At 63.7% G+C, this 17,528-nt stretch carries 16 protein-coding genes and 1 pseudogene; 12 read left to right on the top strand and 5 right to left on the bottom strand.

What is annotated here, in order from left to right:
• Positions 1 to 14 precede the first annotated feature (14 nt).
• Both adh and AC1DYU_RS21355 read left to right on the top strand, forming a co-directional pair.
• A complete protein-coding gene (gene adh / locus AC1DYU_RS21360) occupies positions 15 to 1,532 on the top strand; it encodes an aldehyde dehydrogenase (RefSeq protein ID WP_476793383.1) in 1,518 nt (505 codons plus the stop codon).
• Positions 1,533 to 1,631: 99 nt separating this feature from the next.
• Positions 1,632 to 2,078, top strand: coding sequence for a DUF779 domain-containing protein (locus tag AC1DYU_RS21355; RefSeq protein WP_476793382.1), 447 nt, complete (start codon positions 1,632 to 1,634; stop codon positions 2,076 to 2,078).
• Between the two features lie 5 nt (positions 2,079 to 2,083).
• On the opposite strand, the pseudogene AC1DYU_RS21350 reads toward AC1DYU_RS21355, so the two are convergent.
• A pseudogene (locus AC1DYU_RS21350) lies at positions 2,084 to 2,289 on the bottom strand (IS481 family transposase); the annotation flags it as partial.
• Between the two features lie 161 nt (positions 2,290 to 2,450).
• Here AC1DYU_RS21350 and AC1DYU_RS21345 point away from each other — a divergent pair.
• Entirely contained in the window at positions 2,451 to 2,678 is a 228-nt protein-coding gene (locus tag AC1DYU_RS21345; protein WP_476793381.1) for a hypothetical protein, read from the top strand.
• A gap of 84 nt (positions 2,679 to 2,762) precedes the next feature.
• Here AC1DYU_RS21345 and AC1DYU_RS21340 read toward each other — a convergent pair whose 3' ends face one another.
• The gene (locus AC1DYU_RS21340; protein WP_476793380.1) at positions 2,763 to 3,605 is read right to left on the bottom strand and encodes a universal stress protein; all 843 of its coding nucleotides are present in this window, start codon (positions 3,603 to 3,605) and stop codon (positions 2,763 to 2,765) included.
• Between the two features lie 354 nt (positions 3,606 to 3,959).
• Between AC1DYU_RS21340 and AC1DYU_RS21335 the strand changes: the two genes are divergently transcribed.
• The 4 genes from AC1DYU_RS21335 to AC1DYU_RS21320 all read left to right on the top strand — a co-directional run bounded on the left by AC1DYU_RS21335 (position 3,960) and on the right by AC1DYU_RS21320 (position 8,749).
• Positions 3,960 to 4,805 (top strand): universal stress protein, encoded by an 846-nt coding sequence (locus tag AC1DYU_RS21335; RefSeq protein ID WP_476793379.1) that lies wholly within the window; start codon positions 3,960 to 3,962, stop codon positions 4,803 to 4,805.
• A 390-nt stretch (positions 4,806 to 5,195) separates the two neighbouring features.
• Positions 5,196 to 5,636 (top strand): hypothetical protein, encoded by a 441-nt coding sequence (locus AC1DYU_RS21330; protein WP_476793378.1) that lies wholly within the window; start codon positions 5,196 to 5,198, stop codon positions 5,634 to 5,636.
• Positions 5,637 to 5,854: 218 nt separating this feature from the next.
• A complete protein-coding gene (locus AC1DYU_RS21325) occupies positions 5,855 to 7,510 on the top strand; it encodes a bifunctional aminoglycoside phosphotransferase/ATP-binding protein (RefSeq protein WP_476793377.1) in 1,656 nt (551 codons plus the stop codon).
• 372 nt (positions 7,511 to 7,882) lie between these two features.
• Entirely contained in the window at positions 7,883 to 8,749 is an 867-nt protein-coding gene (locus AC1DYU_RS21320) for an ABC transporter ATP-binding protein (protein WP_476793478.1), read from the top strand.
• 101 nt (positions 8,750 to 8,850) lie between these two features.
• Here the strand turns inward: AC1DYU_RS21320 and AC1DYU_RS21315 are convergent, their stop codons facing one another.
• A complete protein-coding gene (locus AC1DYU_RS21315) occupies positions 8,851 to 9,333 on the bottom strand; it encodes a DUF4010 domain-containing protein (protein WP_476793376.1) in 483 nt (160 codons plus the stop codon).
• Between the two features lie 245 nt (positions 9,334 to 9,578).
• Positions 9,579 to 12,260, bottom strand: a complete 2,682-nt coding sequence (locus AC1DYU_RS21310) for a bifunctional acetate--CoA ligase family protein/GNAT family N-acetyltransferase (RefSeq protein ID WP_476793375.1) — start codon at positions 12,258 to 12,260, stop codon at positions 9,579 to 9,581.
• Positions 12,261 to 12,426: 166 nt separating this feature from the next.
• Here AC1DYU_RS21310 and AC1DYU_RS21305 point away from each other — a divergent pair, with 166 nt between their 5' ends.
• On the top strand, positions 12,427 to 12,834 hold the full coding sequence (locus AC1DYU_RS21305; protein ID WP_158485187.1) for a hypothetical protein: 408 nt from the start codon (positions 12,427 to 12,429) through the stop codon (positions 12,832 to 12,834).
• A 105-nt stretch (positions 12,835 to 12,939) separates the two neighbouring features.
• Positions 12,940 to 13,788, top strand: a complete 849-nt coding sequence (locus AC1DYU_RS21300; protein ID WP_476793374.1) for a universal stress protein — start codon at positions 12,940 to 12,942, stop codon at positions 13,786 to 13,788.
• 113 nt (positions 13,789 to 13,901) lie between these two features.
• On the opposite strand, the gene AC1DYU_RS21295 is transcribed toward AC1DYU_RS21300, so the two are convergent.
• Complete coding sequence (locus tag AC1DYU_RS21295) at positions 13,902 to 14,738, bottom strand: universal stress protein (protein WP_476793373.1); 837 nt, start codon at positions 14,736 to 14,738, stop codon at positions 13,902 to 13,904.
• Between the two features lie 432 nt (positions 14,739 to 15,170).
• Between AC1DYU_RS21295 and AC1DYU_RS21290 the strand changes: the two genes are divergently transcribed.
• The 3 genes from AC1DYU_RS21290 to AC1DYU_RS21280 all read left to right on the top strand — a co-directional run.
• On the top strand, positions 15,171 to 15,380 hold the full coding sequence (locus tag AC1DYU_RS21290; protein WP_476793372.1) for a cold-shock protein: 210 nt from the start codon (positions 15,171 to 15,173) through the stop codon (positions 15,378 to 15,380).
• A gap of 327 nt (positions 15,381 to 15,707) precedes the next feature.
• Positions 15,708 to 16,958 (top strand): molybdopterin molybdotransferase MoeA, encoded by a 1,251-nt coding sequence (locus AC1DYU_RS21285; RefSeq protein WP_476793371.1) that lies wholly within the window; start codon positions 15,708 to 15,710, stop codon positions 16,956 to 16,958.
• Positions 16,959 to 16,973: 15 nt separating this feature from the next.
• A partial coding sequence (locus AC1DYU_RS21280; protein WP_476793370.1) for a GTP 3',8-cyclase MoaA occupies positions 16,974 to 17,528 on the top strand: 555 nt, incomplete at its 3' end.

Below are 17,528 nucleotides of genomic sequence, written 5' to 3'. Positions count from 1 at the left end.
ACAAGGAGGACACCATGAACAAGCCAGAATTCATCCGCTCGTCCGCGACGCCGTTCAAGGCGCGCTACGGCAATTTCATCAACGGCAAATGGGCCGAGCCAATCTCGGGGCGCTATTTCGAGAACACCTCGCCGGTGAACGGCCGACTGCTCTGCGAGATCGCGCGTTCGGATGCCAAGGACATCGAGGCGGCGCTCGATGCCGCCCACGCCGCCAAGGACGCCTGGGGTCGCACCAGCGCCGCCGAACGGGCTTTGCTCCTCAACAAGATCGCGCAGGTGATGGAGGACAATCTCGATCTGCTCGCGCAAGCCGAGACCTGGGACAACGGCAAGCCGATCCGTGAAACGACCGCTGCCGACATGCCGCTGGCGATCGATCATTTCCGCTACTTTGCTGGCGCGATCCGCGCGCAGGAAGGTGGCCTTTCCGAGATCGACCACGACACCGTCGCCTATCACTTCCACGAGCCGCTCGGCGTCGTCGGACAGATCATTCCCTGGAACTTCCCGATCCTGATGGCGGTGTGGAAGCTCGCCCCGGCGCTCGCCGCCGGCAACTGCGTCGTGCTCAAGCCGGCCGAGCAGACGCCGGCTTCGATCCTCGTCTTCGCGGAGCTGATCGCCGACATCCTGCCGCCGGGCGTGTTCAACATCGTCAACGGCTTCGGCCTGGAAGCCGGCAAGCCGCTGGCTTCGTCCAGCCGCATCGCCAAGATCGCCTTCACCGGCGAGACCACGACCGGCCGGCTGATCATGCAGTATGCCAGCCAAAACCTGATTCCGGTGACGCTGGAGCTCGGCGGCAAGTCCCCCAATATCTTCTTCAAGGACGTCGCGGTCGAGGACGACGACTTTCTCGACAAGGCGATCGAGGGCTTCGTCATGTTCGCGCTCAATCAAGGCGAGGTCTGCACCTGCCCGAGCCGAGCGCTCATCCATGAGAGCATCTACGACCGCTTCATGGAAAAGGCTTTGAAGCGCGTCGAGGCGATCGAGCAGGGCGACCCGCTCGATTCCTCGACGATGATCGGCGCGCAGGCCTCGTCGGAACAGCTCGAGAAAATCCTGAGCTATTTCGACATCGGCCGGCAGGAGGGCGCGCAGGTGCTGATCGGTGGCGAGCGCAACGAACTGCCGGGCGATCTGGCGGGCGGCTACTACGTCAAGCCGACCGTCCTGAAGGGGCACAACAAGATGCGGGTCTTCCAAGAGGAGATATTCGGGCCGGTGGTTTCGGTGACGACCTTCAAGGACGACGAGGAGGCGCTATCGATCGCCAACGACACGCTCTACGGTCTCGGCGCCGGCGTATGGACCCGCGACGGCAATCGCGCCTACCGCTTCGGACGTGCCATTCAGGCCGGCCGCGTCTGGACCAACTGCTACCATGCCTACCCGGCCCATGCGGCCTTCGGTGGTTACAAGCAGTCGGGCATCGGGCGCGAGAACCACAAGATGATGCTCGACCACTATCAGCAGACCAAGAACATGCTGGTCAGCTATTCGCCCAAGAAGCTCGGCTTCTTCTGAGATCTCCCCGAGGCCTGAAGCAGGGCCGACTTTCCGGCACGATCGAGGGCGCCCGTCGCCACCGCATCGTGCCGGGCTTTCGCGATCCGTCATGGGAAGATGATGCCGGCGGCGGCTCCGGATGCAGGAGGCTTCGACATGAGCGAGCATGCCATCGAGCAGGTTTCGGCCACGCCCGCCGCGCTCGACCTGATCGCGCGGCTGCAGGCGGAGAACGGCCCTGTCCTATTCCATCAATCGGGAGGCTGCTGCGACGGCTCCTCGCCGATGTGCTACCCGCAGAACGACTTCATCATCGGCGACCATGACGTGAAGCTCGGAGAGGTGGGCGGTGCTCCGGTCTATATCAGCGGATTGCAATTCGCAGTCTGGCGGCACACCCAACTGATCATCGATGTGGTGAAGGGGCGAGGCGGCATGTTCTCGCTCGAGAACGGCACGGAGCAGCGCTTCCTCACACGCTCGCGCGCCTTCTCCGGCGAGGAGATGTGCCGTCTGGATGCTAGGCGCCTTGAATCGGCTGCCGAACGCGCGCCGACGGCTTAAGCATCGATCGCCTCTTCCTCGGCTGACAGAACCGTCGAAGCCGGCTGCTGCGGGCCCGTCGGCAGATCAGCCACCGAGGCCCGCTTCTTCCACTTCGCGACGGTCTTCTGGTTGATGCCGTAGCGCTTTGCCAGAGCCCTCAGGCTCACTTGACTATGTTGTCGACGGATCGCCTCCGTCGTTGTGGCGCTCCGTGCAGAACCTGACCCATAGTGCCTCCTTCCATCCGATGGAAAAGATCGCACCATCAAAATCCGGGATCAAACACCGCACAAGACGCTCTACAACCGCTTCATCCGCTGGAGCCGGCTTGGCGTCTTCGATCGGATCTTCGCAGGCCTTGCCGGCGAAGGGCCCAGACCGGAGCGGGTCATGATCGATACGACGCATCTGAAGGCGCATCGCACGGCGGCAAGTCTGCTCAAAAAGGGGCTCTTCCCCGTCGTATCGGGTGCACCAAAGCGCGGGGCGAACTCCAAGCGCCACACCGTCTGCGACGGCGCAGGCCGCCCGATCATCCTGCTGCTTTCGGAAGGCCAGATGAGCGACCACAAAGGCGCAAGCCTCGTGCTCGCTGCCCTGCCGCCGGCAAGGCCCTGATCGCCGATCGCGGCTACGACAGCGCCGCGTTCCGCCAGGCGCTGGTCGACAAAGGCATCCAGCCCTGCATTCCCTGTCTTCCTGCTAATGGCACATCAAAAGCGGCATATGCCCGTTCTTCAGCAGGGACTGGGTCACGCCGCCAAGCAACCATTGCCGCAGGCGAGAGTGCCGGTAGGCACCTGAGACCAAAAGCCCGGCACGAAACTCCGCCGCCGCGTGCTGGATCGTGTCGGCGACGTTGCCTTTCTCGAGAACGGGGATGGTCCTGACGCTGACGTTGACGCCGTGCCGCGAAAGATGAGGAGCGAGATCGGCACCGGGAACCGATGTCGAGAGATCCTTTTCGCCGACGATCGAAAGAATTTCGACGGCCTCAGCCGCCCGCAAGAACGGCAATGCGTCCGCCGTAGCGCGGGTCGCCGAAGCACTTCCATCCCACGCAATCACGATGCGATTGGCTGAGAAGCTGGGACGGCCCGGGGGAACGATGATGACGGGCCGACCGCTCTCGAAAAGGGCTGACTCGATCAACCCTCGATCCATGTCGACAGTCGCGCGTTCGGCATCCAGGATCGAGAGGTCATGCACACGGGCATGGTCGAGGAAGCGGAGGGTAAGGTTGCTGTAGTCTAGCTGAGGGCTCTCGACGGCGCAGACGACGCCGGCGAGGTCGGCATCGACCTTCGCCTTGACGGCAAGCTCCTCGGCAAGCGCCGCTATGCGCCGGTTCTCCGTCGAAATGATCTGCTGGCCAAAATCGCCGACCATCGAATAGGGGATCGAGAAGCGGCTCGCCGCAGCCTGCACGGTCAGGTGTGCGTTCGCTTGCTGCGCCAGCGAGAGTGCGTAGCTCAGCGCGAATCCTTCTTCGTGACGGCCTTCCTCGGTGATGGCCACGAGAACGCTTTTGATACCGTTTAGCATGAGATCCTCCTTTGCTTTCGAGGATCATGCCGGAGGGTGGAATCGCGTCCTTGCGCCAGATCAATTGTACCGCCTGGCGGATGCGCTCGACGTTGCTCGCATCCAAACTTCACCCGAGAGAAGTATTTGTCGTCATGGTGCAGGCCATCACGCTACAACCCGGTCGAGCCTCCGCTTTCCGAGCGAACCGAGTGCGTTTCGCCTCGTTCGGCAGGTAAAGCCGGGCGCCGGGACGTGTTTTTCTGCCCGAGACACGAAACAGGTCCCACTGTAGATTTTGTCCCAAATCAATGTCTCGGACTTGGGATGGCGGATGATCTCCTTACGAAAACCACTCATTTCAGGGAGATTTCAATGAGCGCAGCTTCGAGCGCAAAGGATATTGCCTACGCCAGCATCATGGTGCCGCTCAATCTTGGCGTCGGTGCCGAGGATCGGGTCAAGCTGGCGGCGTCGCTGGCCGAGCGCTTCAAAAGCCGCCTGATCGGCATCGCTGCGGAGGAGTGCGTCGTGCCCTATATTAGCGAAGGAACGGAGAGCCTGGATGCGATCCTCATCGAGGATGCCAAACGCAGGGCTGCCGAGAATATCGCAAAAGCAGAAACGCTGTTTCGGCGACACGCTGGCAGTCTGAACGAGACCGATTGGCGCTGCACCATCGGCAGCCCCCGCCGCTTTGTTCTCGACCAGGCCCGCGCCGCAGATATCCTGGTCATGGCCCGCCAAGGACTGGATGATGCGAGCCAGGGTCGAATGGCGCTGTCTCCGGGCGATATTGTCATGGAACTGGGCCGGCCGCTGATCGTCGTCCCGCCTGGGATCGAGCACATTTCCGCCAAGCATGTTGTGGTCGCATGGAAGAGCACAAGAGAGGCGCGGCGCGCCGTTTGGGATGCTCTGCCGTTTCTCAAGGAAGCGGACACAGTCACTGTGCTGTCGGTTGGAGCTGGAGCCGAGGATCAGGGAGCGCCAGACGTCAGCAAATATCTGGCCCTGCACGGCGTCATGAGCCGGGCGGTGACCCGGCCCGACACCGTCAGGTACGAGGCCGACGAGATCGCGATCTTCGCGAGCGAGCAGAATGCCGACCTCATCGTCTGCGGCGCCTGTGGTCACAGTCGAATGCGGGAGTTGTTATTGGGTGGCACCACCAACGATCTCCTGGGGGCCTCCCCAATCTGCTGCCTGATGTCGCATTAGTCGAAATCTGCCCGCTTTGATGAAATCAGGGCAGGTTTTGTTACGTCTAGAGGGAAGATCTTGTTCCGGCGCTGGGCTCGATCTGAGTCAAAACATGGTCGGGCTTATCTCGCGATGATGGATTTACGGCGGTGCTGCGCCGCCTCAACAGAAGGCAGCATGTCCATGCCGCCGGCGCCGTGTATGGGAGCGGCAGCCCGACCGGATCCGACGGCCAGTTGGTCGTCTCCGTAATAATCGACGGCAGCCTCGCTGGCCGTATTTTCCTGTCGGACACGCTACGCGCCGAGGCAGGCGACCTGTTGCGGACGTTGCGGGCCCAGGGCATTCGACGCATCGTGCTTGCGACCGGCGATAACGAAGTCCATCGCGGACTCTGTCGCTGCCGGCTTGAACCTCGATCTGGTCAGTGTCGAACTGTCCGCGTTCGAGAAGGTGGCCGTGGTCTCGGCCGAAAAGCGCTTTGGACCGGTTATGATGGTGGGCGATGGCGTCAACGATGCGCCAGCGCTGGCTGCCGCGGATGTCGGCGTCGCGCTGGGGGCCCATGGCTCGGCGGCTTCCACCGAGACGGCGGATGTTGTCTTGCTCGTCGACCGACTGGATCGCGTGTCGCTGGCGCTATCCATCGCGGTTCAGGCGCGGCGTGTCGCGCTGCAGAGCGTGCTTGCGGGGATTGGGCTTTCGCTGGCTGCGATGGTCGTCGCTGCGGCAGGGTTCCTGACCCCCGTGCAAGGGGCTCTGGTCCAGGAGGCGATCGACGTCGCCGTTATCCTCAATGCGCTGAGAGCGTTGAAGGACTTGCTCGAAAGCGAGCCACGACGTCTGTGAGGCGGTCACGGAGCCGCGCGGCAAGTACGGTTGCGGCATTACCGCGCCACACCGCTTCCGCTCTAACTGAACCTCTCCAGATATATGCCAGCACATTGGTGGCCCCGCCGTTGCTGAAACAGCAAGCGCCGCCTGCCGTGCCCGTACTTGATCGAGGTCAAAGCCGCGCGCCCGCAGCACTGTAAGATTGCAAGATCGGTTGCCTCGGAGGCCTCGCCATGGAAGCTTGCAGCCAAGGTGAGATCCTAGGCTTTCTTGGGTCGAAATATGGCTCCGGCGACGCTTGGGATATTGCGAAGACAATACACACTCATATCTCGACAGTCCTGTTGATCGGGAATCGGGCCCTGAAGCTGAAGCGTCTGGTTCACCTTCCCTATCTTGATCTTTCGACGCCGGAGCGCAGGCTCCTCATGTGCGAACGCGAGCTTTGCCTCAACCGCCGGACGGCTCCACAGCTCTACCGAGCCGTTCATCGCATTTCCCGCGAGGCCAACGGGCAGCTTGCATTGAACGGCCCGGGAACCCTCATCGACGCCGTGCTTGAAATGGACCGCTTTGACGATGGGGCGACTTTCGATCACCTCGCGGCCGAGGGGAGGCTGGCTCCGGTGGATATGGGGAAGCTCGCCAGGAACATCGCCGCCTTGCACGAGGTGGCGGAGGTGGCTCCCGATCCCGCCGGCGCCGCTCGTATGCAGCGGGTGCTGGAGATCAACGAACGCGCCTTCGCCGCAACGGCGGTCTTCACCGGCCATGAAATCGATCAGGTCAATGACGCATGTCGAACGGCCCTGGCACGACATGCGACACTGCTCGACGAGCGTGCCCGGACAGGGCGTGTCCGGCGCTGCCACGGCGATCTGCATCTACGCAACATAGCCATGGTCGACGGTCAGCCTCTCCTGTTCGACTGCCTCGAGTTCGACGAAGACCTCGCTACGACCGACGTCCTGTATGACCTGGCCTTCGTGCTGATGGATCTGTGGCGGCACGGACTCCGGGAATTCGCCAACGTCGTGTTCAACCGCTATCTCGACGAAACCGGCGACGAGGCGGGGATCAGACTGCTGCCGTTCTTCATGGCCGTGCGGGCTGCCATTCGCGCCCATGTCACGGCTTCCGAGATCTCGGCAACGGATCTGGGCTCCGCCTGGAAGCGAGCGGAAGCGCGGGCCTATCTAGAGCTCTGCGGAGATTTGTTGCAGGTGCGTCCCGCGCTCCTGGTGGCCATTGGCGGTTTCTCCGGATCGGGCAAATCGACGATTGCGGCGCTGCTCGCGCCGGGATGGGGGCCTGTTCCGGGGGCGCGCGTGATCGCGTCCGATCGCATCCGCAAACGGATGTTCGGCGTCTCCCCTGAGACGCGCCTGCTGGAAGATGCCTATGGAGACGAAGTCTCGGATCAAGTGTACCAGCGCCTGCGCGAAGCCGCCGGCACCACCCTTTCGCAAGGTTACGCCGCCGTCGCCGATGCCGTTTTCGATCGGGAAGGCGAGCGCGCCGCCATCGCAGCCACGGCAATGGCATGCGGAGTGCCGTTTCGGGGAATCTGGCTCGAGGCAGCATCGGATGTGCTTGTCGAGCGCGTGTCGGCCCGTCAGGGCGACGTGTCGGACGCGACTGCGGATGTAGTCACAGCTCAACTTGCCCGAGGGGGCACGCCCACTGACTGGCCGAAGGTTCGCGCCGATATGGCGCCCCTGGAGGTGGCAGACGCGGCCAGGTCGCTCATCGAACGAGGTGGTCGGTCAGCCCTGCCGCATGAGGGCGAGATGCAGTGCGCCCCTGCCGAAAGGCGTTCGCTCAATCCAGGCTTCACAAGGGAAGCTCGGACAGAGCCCACGGTTGCTGCCGCCGCAGTCGATTTGTGATTCGTCGATGAGGCTATGGGCGTGAGCACCGGCAATGGCCTGACCCCGCCTAACCAGCCTGCGCATCTCTTCAGGCAAGCAGTAGCTCAATTCGGCGTTCCGCTAACATGCAGCCTTCGATCGTCTCGATGGCAAATCTGCCATCGGCGCGGCACCATTTCTCTCATGCTCCTCGGCTTTCATCGCTGCCTCAGCAGATGACGGCCAAATGCCTGAATCCGGTGGGCCAAGCGCCGTCCATTCCAGCATCTTACTCGGCGGCGCACCGCCTGAATTGATGCAGAGCAAAGTGACCGGGACAGATCGGGGTCAATGTCGTTTGGCGATACACAACCACCGTGTCGCGCTCTGATCCGATCGCGGGGCATGACGATGCAACAGATCATTTCCTTAGCAAGCAGCGCGCCTGCGGATGCTTCTCGAATCCGACCTGATCAGCGAGAAGTGATCGTCCGCGTGCGCGATCTCACCTTGGCCTTCGGCGACAAAGTCGTTCTCGACCACCTCGACCTTGACGTGTTTCGCGGCGAGATCCTGGGCGTGATCGGAGCGTCCGGATCGGGCAAATCGGTCCTGGCCCGGGCCATCATCGGCCTGCTGCCTCGCCAGAAAGGTACCGTGGAAATCTTCAACGAGGATGTCGGTGCCCTGGCGCCTGACGCGCGTCGGGCAATCGAGCGGCGCTGGGGCGTCATGTTTCAGCACGGTGCGCTGTTCTCATCTCTGACGGTAAAGCAGAATATTCAGTTTCCGATGCGAGAGCATCTGCAACTGTCTGATGCGCTTCTCGACGAGCTTGCGATGCTCAAGATTGCAATGGTCGGCTTGAAGCCTGATGCCGCGGAAAAATATCCGGCGGAATTATCGGGCGGAATGGTGAAGAGAGCCGCGCTCGCTCGTGCGCTCGCCTTGGATCCGGAACTTCTCTTTCTCGACGAGCCGACATCAGGTCTCGATCCAATATCTGCAGGCGAGTTTGATGAACTCGTTACGACCCTTCAGGAGACGCTTGATCTTACCGTCTTTATGATCACCCATGATCTCAATACATTGGACGCCGCCTGCGAAAGGATTGTCGCACTCGCCCACGGCAAGCTGATTGCTGCTGGTTCAGCCGTCGCCCTGATCGCGTCCCACGACCCTTGGCTACGGTCCTATTTTCAAGGTCCGCGCGGTCGTACGATCTTCTCAAGCGCAAACCAGATGCATCGGCCTCCGCCCGAGAAGCTGGCCGGCTGATCAAGCAGCCATAGGTCTTCAAGGTCGGAGGCGATTCGTAAGGCTGCCGTCCGACGAGCTTGGCAGCGGTCGTCGTGCTGGGAGCCGCGGGCAAGACCGGCCTAGTAAGACATGATCGCGACGACACTGCCACCAACGAGTAACCCGGCTGCGGTCGCAGCTGCCAATTGCCCGGAGTAAGCCAGCGGACCGGCCGCCATCGCATAGGCGACCCGTGCCAGCGCGTTGACCGCCAGCGCAAGCAGGATCCCAAGCGCGGCGGTTCCAGTGTCGATCGAACCGCCGCTAAGCCGCACCGCCGTCATGGCGGCCACATCGACGTCCACGAGACCGACGATCGCCGAGGTTACGAACATCCCCTGTGTCCCGACCTGCTTCATCAGCCATCCGCTGAGCACGACGATCAGCGCAAACGTGCCCGCAAAGACCAGAAGGGGTACGAGGTCGAATGGTTTTCTGCTCGACGAGTTCCGCAAACGCCTGCAGGAGGATACGCAGCAGGAAGCAATCTGACGCTGGCCGGCGGACAGACGCTGTGATCCTTGGTTCGTCGGATTGCCATGCGGCCCGGTACCCGCCGTCACGAATGCGCCCGCAACGCGGTCGGACCCATCATCCTGCGTGCCCTAGACATGCGGTAAGCCCGCCTCATGTCGAGCCGGACGAGGGCCGATTCCTGACGCAAGGGTTTCAGTCCGGGGCAAGAATACTGAATTCGGCCTGAGTTTCGCTGCCGGAAGGAGTGTTCGCCGACTGTCAGTAAAGCCTTGAGAAATAGCCATGCTCGCACATCGCGGATGCCGAACATGGTCTCCACCGTGATACGGGCTCAGGGGCCTGTTTCCATCGATATGCGCGTGGTCTCTTCGCCGATCTTGCAAACATCCGCCGTAAATCCAAGTTCGTGCGCCATATTGAGCATCACCCTGTTGCCGCGCAGTACATCCCCGTACAGCCGTCTGAAGCCGCTGGCCTTTGCATGGGCCACGATCTTCGCCATCAGGCGATAGCCGAGGCCGCGCCCCTTCATGTCGGAGCGCACGAGGACCGCGAATTCCGCGGTGTCGCGTTCGGGGTCGCCGATCAACCTGACGACGCCGAAGATCGGGCCGCTGCCATAGGCGCTGTCGGGTTCCACGGCCACGAAGGCCATTTCGCGATCATAGTCGATCTGCGACAGACGGGCCGCCATCTCGTGCGGGAAGGTCTTGAGCGGAGCCAGGAAACGGAGCCGCAGATCGCCCGGCGTGCATTGCGCGACCATGTCGGACAACGCGACCTCGTCATCGGGTCTGATCGGCCGGATCTGAAAGCGGGCGCCGTCATTCAGCGTGACATCCTCTCCAAGCTCATGCGGGTAGGGGCTGATGGCGAGGGCCGTGCGCGATGCGGAGGTCGCGCCGATCACGACGCGGGCATCGAGCGCGATCACGCCGCTGGCATCGGCCAGCAGCGGATTGATGTCGAGTTCGATGACATCGGGCAGATGGATGACGAGTTCGGACAACCGGACCAGGACCTCGGCGAGGGCGTCGAGCGGGACTGGCGGAACGTCGCGGTATCCGGCCAGAAGTCGGGAAACCCGCGTGCGCCCGATCATGTCCTTGGCCAACACCGAGTTGAGCGGCGGCAGCCCGATCGCCCGGTCTCCGATCACCTCCGTCGCCGTGCCGCCGCGGCCGAACAGCAGGACGGGCCCGAAGGTCGCGTCCTGGGCGATGCCGACGATCAGCTCGCAGGCCTTCGGCCGCGAGATCATCGGCTGGACCGTGAAGGTCAGCTGCTTTGCCGCGGGTGCGGCCTGTTGGACGCGCGCGAGCATTTCAAGCGCGGCCGCCGTCACCTCGGCCCGAGAGCGCAGGTTCAACGCCACGCCGCCGACATCGGATTTATGGCTGATGTCGGGCGACAGGATCTTGAGCGCGACGGGAGCGCCGATCTGGCCGAAGAGCCGTCCCGCCTCCTCGGGCGTGGCCGCGATCAGGGTCTCGACGGCTGGGATGCCGAACAGCGCGAGCAGGCGCTTCGCTTCAGGCTCGCTCAGAACGGAGCGGCCGTCGCGACGCACGGTCTCGATGAGCTGCCGCGCCGCATCGATTTGCGCCGGTGCGATCGCGACGCCGGCGGACGGCGTTTCCAGCAGCAGGTCCTGATTGCGCCGGAATTCGACGAGATGGGTGAAGGCGCGTACCGCCTCTTCCGGACTGGTGAAGGTCGGAATTGTCTTGCCCGCGAGAAACGCGCGCGAGCGTTCGGCGGTGGTTCCGCCGAGCCAGCTCGTCAGGACGGGAACGGCGGGATGTCGCGCCACCGCCTGCGCCACCGCGCTCGCGGCGTCCTGCCCGTCGGTGACGGCGGTCGGACAGTTGATGACCAGGATCGCATCGCTGTCCGGCTCCTCGAGCAAGACCTCGAGCGCCGCGGCATAGCGTTCCCCGGTCGCGTCGCCGAGGATGTCCACGGGGTTGGCGTGCGACCATGAGCCGGGCAGGGCCTTGTCCAGGCGATGCAGGGTGCCGGCGCCCAGCTCGGCAATGCGGCCGTCGCGTGCGGCCAGCGCATCGACGGCCATGACGCCGGCGCCGCCGCCATTGGTGAGGATGGTCATCCGGTCGCCGGAGACGCGCATCCCGGTGGCCAGGATGGCCGCTGCCGCGAACAGCTCCTCGAGTTCCGCGACACGCAGCAGCCCGGCCCGCTGGAAGGCGGCATCGTAGACCGCATCGGCTCCGGCAAGTGCGCCGGTATGCGAGAGCGCGGCTTTTGCGCCCGCAGCACTGCGGCCCGCCTTGACCACCAGGACAGGTTTCGTGCGCGCGGCTATGCGTGCTGCCGACATGAACTTGCGCGCATGGGTGACATTCTCGACATAGAGCAGGATCGAGCGGGTCGTGCGGTCCGAGCAGAGATAGTCGAGCGCATCGCCGAAATCGACGTCGCTCATGTCGCCGAGCGAGAGGATATGGGAGAAGCCGACGTCGCGCTGATCGGCCCAGTCCAGCATCGCCGCGACGATCGCGCCCGACTGGCTGACGAGCGCGATATGGCCCGGGCGCGGCGTCAGATGGGCGAAGCTGGCATTGATTCCCCGTGGCGTGGAGATGAAGCCGAGGCAGTTCGGGCCGACAATCCGCATCAGATGGGGCTTTGCTGCATCCAGCATGGCCTGGCGCAGGTCGCCGCCATCGCCCTGTGCGCCGAAGCCGGCGCTGATCACCACGGCCGCCCGGCAACCGCGGCGCCCGAGATCCCCGATGATGGCCGGGACGGTGGCAGCCGGCGTCGCCACGATGGCGAGGTCGGGCGTGGCCGGCAGTTCGCCGATCGAGCGATAGTTCAGTGTCGACCGGATGGCCGTCTCATGCGGATTGACGGTCATCACCGGCCCGGCGAAGCCGGCACCCAGGAGATTGTCCGCAAGCACCCGGCCGACCGACTTGGGCGCGTTGCTGGCACCGATGAGCGCGATAGCGGCAGGCTCGAACAGCGCGTCGAAGTTCCTGATGCTCATATCTGCCGCCCGTGGAATGAGAAGGCCGGCCATCGGTCCGGCGTCCGGTTCAACCTCGTGGCACACTGTAGCGGCCGGTCATTGCGCTGAATCAAGTCGCGCCGGCGAAGCTCGCGTCATGGTTGTCGCATCGGCCGATGGACGGCCGCAACCCGGAGGCCGAACGATGCTTCAGCGCATAACCCTTCATCTCGGACGCAACGCCGCCTATCCGGAGGGCAGCGCCAGCCACGGCTACGACATCACGGCGCCACTGGATGCGGACGGGCATATCGATCCGCTGGCCTGGCAGGATCTGCGCGAACTATGCCGGGTCAGGCGGTTCTGGGCCGGCGAGCCGGACCGGCACGGCTGGCTGATCCATCGGGCCGGTGGCAGCGGAGGTGCGACCTGGGTCATCGACTACGACGATGCCGCGTCGGCGGATGACGAGACCGGCTACAAGCTCGACAAGCATCGCTTCGCGATCGACGAGTACGTGTCGATCCGCCAGGACGACGGCGAGATGCTGCCCTTCAAGATCGTTGGCCTTCGCAAGCTCGGCAAGGTCTCGCAGGCAAGCGCCGAGGCCTGACGCTCGCGACGATTTTCGCCCGATCCTTGCGTTGAATCAACGCTCCGACATCCGGCTCCAGCCACGCTTCTCTGGTGAAACCCGTGCATTCAAAGGAGACGTTTCATGTCTGAGATCAAAGAGGCTCTTCAGCTTTCGAACTATGCCAGCATCATGGTGACGCTGAATCTCGGCGTCGATGCCGCAGACAGCGTCAAGCTCGCATCGTCCCTCGCCAGCACGTTCTCGAGCCGGTTGATCGGCGTCGCGGCCGAGGAATTCGTCGTGCCCTACTACGGCGACGGTGCGATTGCGATTGATCCGGCGATCATCGAGCAGGCGAAGTCCGAGGCTGCGGAAAATCTGGCCAAGGCGGAGACCGTGTTCCGCCGCGCGGCCGGCGCAATCAACGACATCGACTGGCGCTGCGCGATCGCGTTTCCGGACTCTTTCGCCCTGGAGCAGGCGCGGGCGGCCGATCTCGTCGTGGTCGGTCGACAGGGTCCCGACGATGCCAGCCATGGCCGTATGGCGATCTCCCCCGGCGATCTCGTCATGGGGCTCGGGCGGCCGATCCTCGTCGTTCCGCCACGCAAGGAGCATCTGTCGGGCAAGCACGTCGTCATTGCCTGGAAGGACACACGCGAGGCCAGGCGGGCGGTCTGGGATGCGCTGCCCCTGCTGAAGCGGGCCGAGCGGGTCTTCGTCCTGGCGATCGGTCCGGACGCCGGAGCACAGGGCGCGGCGGACGTCTCCGATCATCTGCAGCGTCACGGCGTGCCCAGCCGCGCGACCATACGCTCCGAACCGACCAGGTTCGTCGTCGATGAATTGACCGGTTTCGCCGAGCAGGAGGGCGCCGACCTCATCGTCTCCGGCGCCTATGGTCACAGCCGGATGCGGGAATGGCTGTTCGGCGGCGTGACGCAGGATCTCTTGGATTCGACGCCGATCCCCTGCCTCCTGTCTCACTGAGAGCGGCGCTTCGATCATTGAACACCAGCCCCTCGCGTCACCGCGAGGGGCTGGTGAGCTTTTCCCACGCTACATCGGATCGTTACTGCGCAGGTACCGGCGCCCGGTGTCCTTCAGCGACTGAGGAGCAGGCAGACCGGGCTGGTTTCCAGCATCTCCCGCGTGACGCCGCCGAAGGCCCATTCCCCCAGCCGCGCGTGGCCGTAAGCGCCCATTACGATCAGGCCCGCCTTCTCATCCCGCGCGAAGGCAATGATGCGCTGGGCGACGGACAGGCCGACCGCCGGAAGGACGGCAGCCTCGGCCGCAACGGCGTGGAGAGCCAGAAAAGCCACGATGTCGGCCGTGCGCGCGCCGGCATTCCCGATATCGTCGCTGCCGCAGACCTCCAGCACCGTGACCTGGGCGGCCGCCTGCAGGAAGGGCATCGCGTCGACGACCGCCCGCCTGGCCTCGCGGCTGTCTGTCCAGGCGATGACGACATGAGACATGACCGCCTCCGCCGACACATCGGGCGGGGTGACGAGGACCGGCCGGCCGGCGCCCATCAGCGCATCGCCCGGGTCCATAGCGTAGGAGGGGGTGGTGGTGCCGGGCCGACTGCGTCCGATGACGATGAGATCCACAGCGCGCGCTTCCGCGGCGACGATCGTCGTCAGATCCGTCAATGTCGAGCGCCATTCGCTCGGGATATTGCGTGGGCCGATCAGGGCGCGGAAACGCATTTCTGCGCGTTGTAGCGAAGCTTCGGCCTTCTCCATCTCCGCAGCCACGAGTTCGCGTACCGCCGCCATCGTGGCGTTTGGCTCGATGAACGGCGCCTTGGGCCGGCGGGCGGCCACGCCGAGCAGGCTGCAGCCGAAATGCTCGGCAAGTTCGCAGGCGAACGCGATCCGTGCCGTGGATGTCTCGCTGTCGTCGACAGGGACCATCAGTGTCGCATACGGCATGGGAGACTTCTCCTGGGCTTGAGACACCCCAAGGAAAGCGTTGGGCGTCAGTGCGCTTTGCGGCAGATCAAGCTGTTCTCGCGTTTTGCCGCCGATCGCTCACAGGCACCGGCATCGGTCAGTTCTGGCCTATGGCAAAGAGGCATACAGGCCAGAATGGGTGCAAGCTCGTCTTGGCCGCGGCCCCATATCACCCTGTCGATCCACCCATTCCAGATCTGCCGCGCTCAATGCGTCTACAAAGAATAGATAGACAAACTGCTTAGCTGCTGCGGGCGACAACGTAGATTAATTCGCGTCCAAATTTGTTTGGAAGGCCGTTGTTGTTTTCGCGGTTTGTACGACTCTGATAAAAACTGCCTTTCGATATCGTTCTGAACTCGCTGAACCCTCGTTCGGCGAACGACAGATCTTGCCAAAAGGAGGGTTTTCATGACCGCTGGCACAGTGAAATGGTTCAGTTCCACCAAGGGCCTCGGCTTCATTCAGCCTGATGATGGCAGCCAGGATGTGTTCGTTCACATCTCCGCCGTCGAGCGCGCTGGAATGCGTGATCTGCAAGAAGGCCAGAAGCTCGGCTTCGAGGTCGCTCGCGACAGCCGTTCTGGCAAAATGGCTGCCGAGCAGCTTCAGGCGGCGTGATCAGACTACCTTCACACGTTCAAGCGTTCCGCGCCGGCGGCTGCCGTTTAAGGTCGTCGCTGACAAAAGAATGGCCGGAAACGTCGCGGGGACGCGTACGAGACGGGCATGCCTCTCTCTTGTTTGATTTCCATCAACGACGCTCGCACCGAACTCGGGAATTCTAGCCTCAGGTCAAGCATCCTGTGGCAGTCTCAGCGGGACCAATCGGCGGTTTCGACGTCGGACTGACTGCGAAGGCAGTCTCAACGATTCCGGGCACTGCCCCGGATCGACGTGCTTGAGACCGGTGCGTCGATGATGCCACTCCTGCGAAAGGGAGACACCATGGACGCCGTCGTCGACCAGGTCTCCAGCAATACGCTCATGTCCATCGCTGATGCCTGCGCCGCCGCGATCGCGTACGTCAGGACGCTTTCGCGAGCCGAAACCGTAAGGCTGAACGAGTCCGCTGGACGGATCCTGGCCGAAACCTTCGTGGCGCACATTGCTTCACCCCCCTTCACCCAATCGGCCATGGACGGCTATGCCCTGGTCGCGGCGTCAGGCCTGTCTGAAGGCACGCGTCTCAAGATCGTGGATCGTGTGCCCGCCGGGCGTTGCGGCCAGCGCTTATCGGCCGGGAAGGCTGCCCGCATCTTCACGGGCGCTCCGATGCCGGAGGGCGCGGACGCCGTCGTGATGCAGGAGCATGTCAAACGCGAGGGTGCATCGATCGTTCTGGCGCGCCGCATGTCGCCCGGTGACAATATTCGTCATCAAGGAGAGGATATCGAGCCGCTCGAACCGCTCCTGAAGCCCGGCATCAAGTTAGATCCTCGCCATGTCGCCATGCTCGCCGCTCAGGGCGCGGAAACCGTTGCGGTCATGTCCAGGCTGCGCGTAGCCGTTCTTTCCACCGGCGATGAACTGCGGGATGCGGGCGCCATGCTGAGTGGCGCAGCGGCGTATGACTCGAACCGCCCTATGCTGCTGTCGCTGATTGGCCAAGCGGGGCACGACGCGATCGACGGCGGCCGGACACCAGACTCGCGTGCGGAGATTGCAGAACGGCTGAGGATGCTTTCGGAGCGTTCTGATCTCGTGATCACCACCGGAGGGGCCTCGGTCGGCGAAGAGGACCATAGCCTTGCTGCCTTGAGACACGCAGGAGGGAGCGGTCGGATGCTGAAGATCGCCCTCAAGCCAGCCAAACCGGCGATCGTGGGCAGGATCGGCCCGGCGGTGTATCTCGGGCTCCCCGGCAATCCAGTTGCAAGCTTCGTGTCCTGGCTCATCCTGGGACAAGCCATGGTGGGGGCTCTGCAGGGACGGCCTCATCGTCCGCACATCGGCTATCCGTTGGCCATCACGGCAGGGTTTGCGCGGCGCCCGGGTCGTACGGAATTTGTCCCCGCGCGGATCGTATCCGACAAGGGCGAGGAGGCGAGGGCGGAGATCATCGGCAAGGGCGGCGCGGCACAGCTTCGCCCGCTCGCCCTCGCGGACGGGCTTGCCGAGATCGCCGCCGAATGCGGGGACCTGCATCCTGGCGATCTGATTCGGTTTCACCCGTTCTCTGGTGCTTTTCAGGGCTGAGGAATTTGCCAAGCCATGCGCTTTGAACCAATCGCGCCCTTTTCGCGCGTGCCGCTGACCGATCCATTCGGCCGCGACATCTCCTATCTGCGCATCTCGGTGACGGATCGCTGCGATTTCCGCTGCGTCTACTGCATGTCCGAGGACATGACCTTCCTGCCCAAGCGCGACCTGCTGACGCTGGAGGAGATCGACCGCGTCGCCTCCGCCTTCGTCGCGCGCGGCACCCGCAAGCTTCGCCTCACCGGCGGTGAGCCGCTGGTGCGCCGCGATGTGATGAACCTGTTCCGCTCGCTCTCGCGCCATCTCGCCTCGGGCGCACTCGAGGAACTGACGCTGACGACGAATGGCTCGCTGCTCGACCGCTATGCGCAGGAGTTGGCCGATTACGGCGTGCGCCGGATCAACGTGTCGCTCGACACGCTCGACCCCGACAAGTTCCGCAAGATCACGCGCTGGGGCGATCTCGGCAAGGTGCTCGGTGGCATCGAGGCGGCACGCAAGGCAGGCCTGCGGGTCAAGATCAACGCGGTCGCGCTCAAGGGCGTCAACGAGGACGAGATCGAGAGC

It is taken from the genome of Allobosea sp. P2_B12, assembly GCF_056404835.1.
The sequence above is the reverse complement of the archived record's forward strand: the minus strand, read 5'-3'. Positions and strand labels throughout refer to the sequence as shown.

What these genes read in the sequence shown, in the direction of transcription:
- adh (WP_476793383.1), top strand. Translation starts at nt 15, where the DNA reads ATGAACAAGCCAGAATTCATCCGCTCGTCCGCGACGCCGTTCAAGGCG.
- AC1DYU_RS21355 (WP_476793382.1), top strand. Translation starts at nt 1,632, where the DNA reads ATGATGCCGGCGGCGGCTCCGGATGCAGGAGGCTTCGACATGAGCGAG.
- AC1DYU_RS21345 (WP_476793381.1), top strand. Translation starts at nt 2,451, where the DNA reads ATGATCGATACGACGCATCTGAAGGCGCATCGCACGGCGGCAAGTCTG.
- AC1DYU_RS21340 (WP_476793380.1), bottom strand. Translation starts at nt 3,605, where the DNA reads ATGCTAAACGGTATCAAAAGCGTTCTCGTGGCCATCACCGAGGAAGGC.
- AC1DYU_RS21335 (WP_476793379.1), top strand. Translation starts at nt 3,960, where the DNA reads ATGAGCGCAGCTTCGAGCGCAAAGGATATTGCCTACGCCAGCATCATG.
- AC1DYU_RS21325 (WP_476793377.1), top strand. Translation starts at nt 5,855, where the DNA reads ATGGAAGCTTGCAGCCAAGGTGAGATCCTAGGCTTTCTTGGGTCGAAA.
- AC1DYU_RS21320 (WP_476793478.1), top strand. Translation starts at nt 7,883, where the DNA reads ATGCAACAGATCATTTCCTTAGCAAGCAGCGCGCCTGCGGATGCTTCT.
- AC1DYU_RS21310 (WP_476793375.1), bottom strand. Translation starts at nt 12,260, where the DNA reads ATGAGCATCAGGAACTTCGACGCGCTGTTCGAGCCTGCCGCTATCGCG.
- AC1DYU_RS21305 (WP_158485187.1), top strand. Translation starts at nt 12,427, where the DNA reads ATGCTTCAGCGCATAACCCTTCATCTCGGACGCAACGCCGCCTATCCG.
- AC1DYU_RS21300 (WP_476793374.1), top strand. Translation starts at nt 12,940, where the DNA reads ATGTCTGAGATCAAAGAGGCTCTTCAGCTTTCGAACTATGCCAGCATC.
- AC1DYU_RS21295 (WP_476793373.1), bottom strand. Translation starts at nt 14,738, where the DNA reads ATGCCGTATGCGACACTGATGGTCCCTGTCGACGACAGCGAGACATCC.
- AC1DYU_RS21290 (WP_476793372.1), top strand. Translation starts at nt 15,171, where the DNA reads ATGACCGCTGGCACAGTGAAATGGTTCAGTTCCACCAAGGGCCTCGGC.
- AC1DYU_RS21285 (WP_476793371.1), top strand. Translation starts at nt 15,708, where the DNA reads ATGGACGCCGTCGTCGACCAGGTCTCCAGCAATACGCTCATGTCCATC.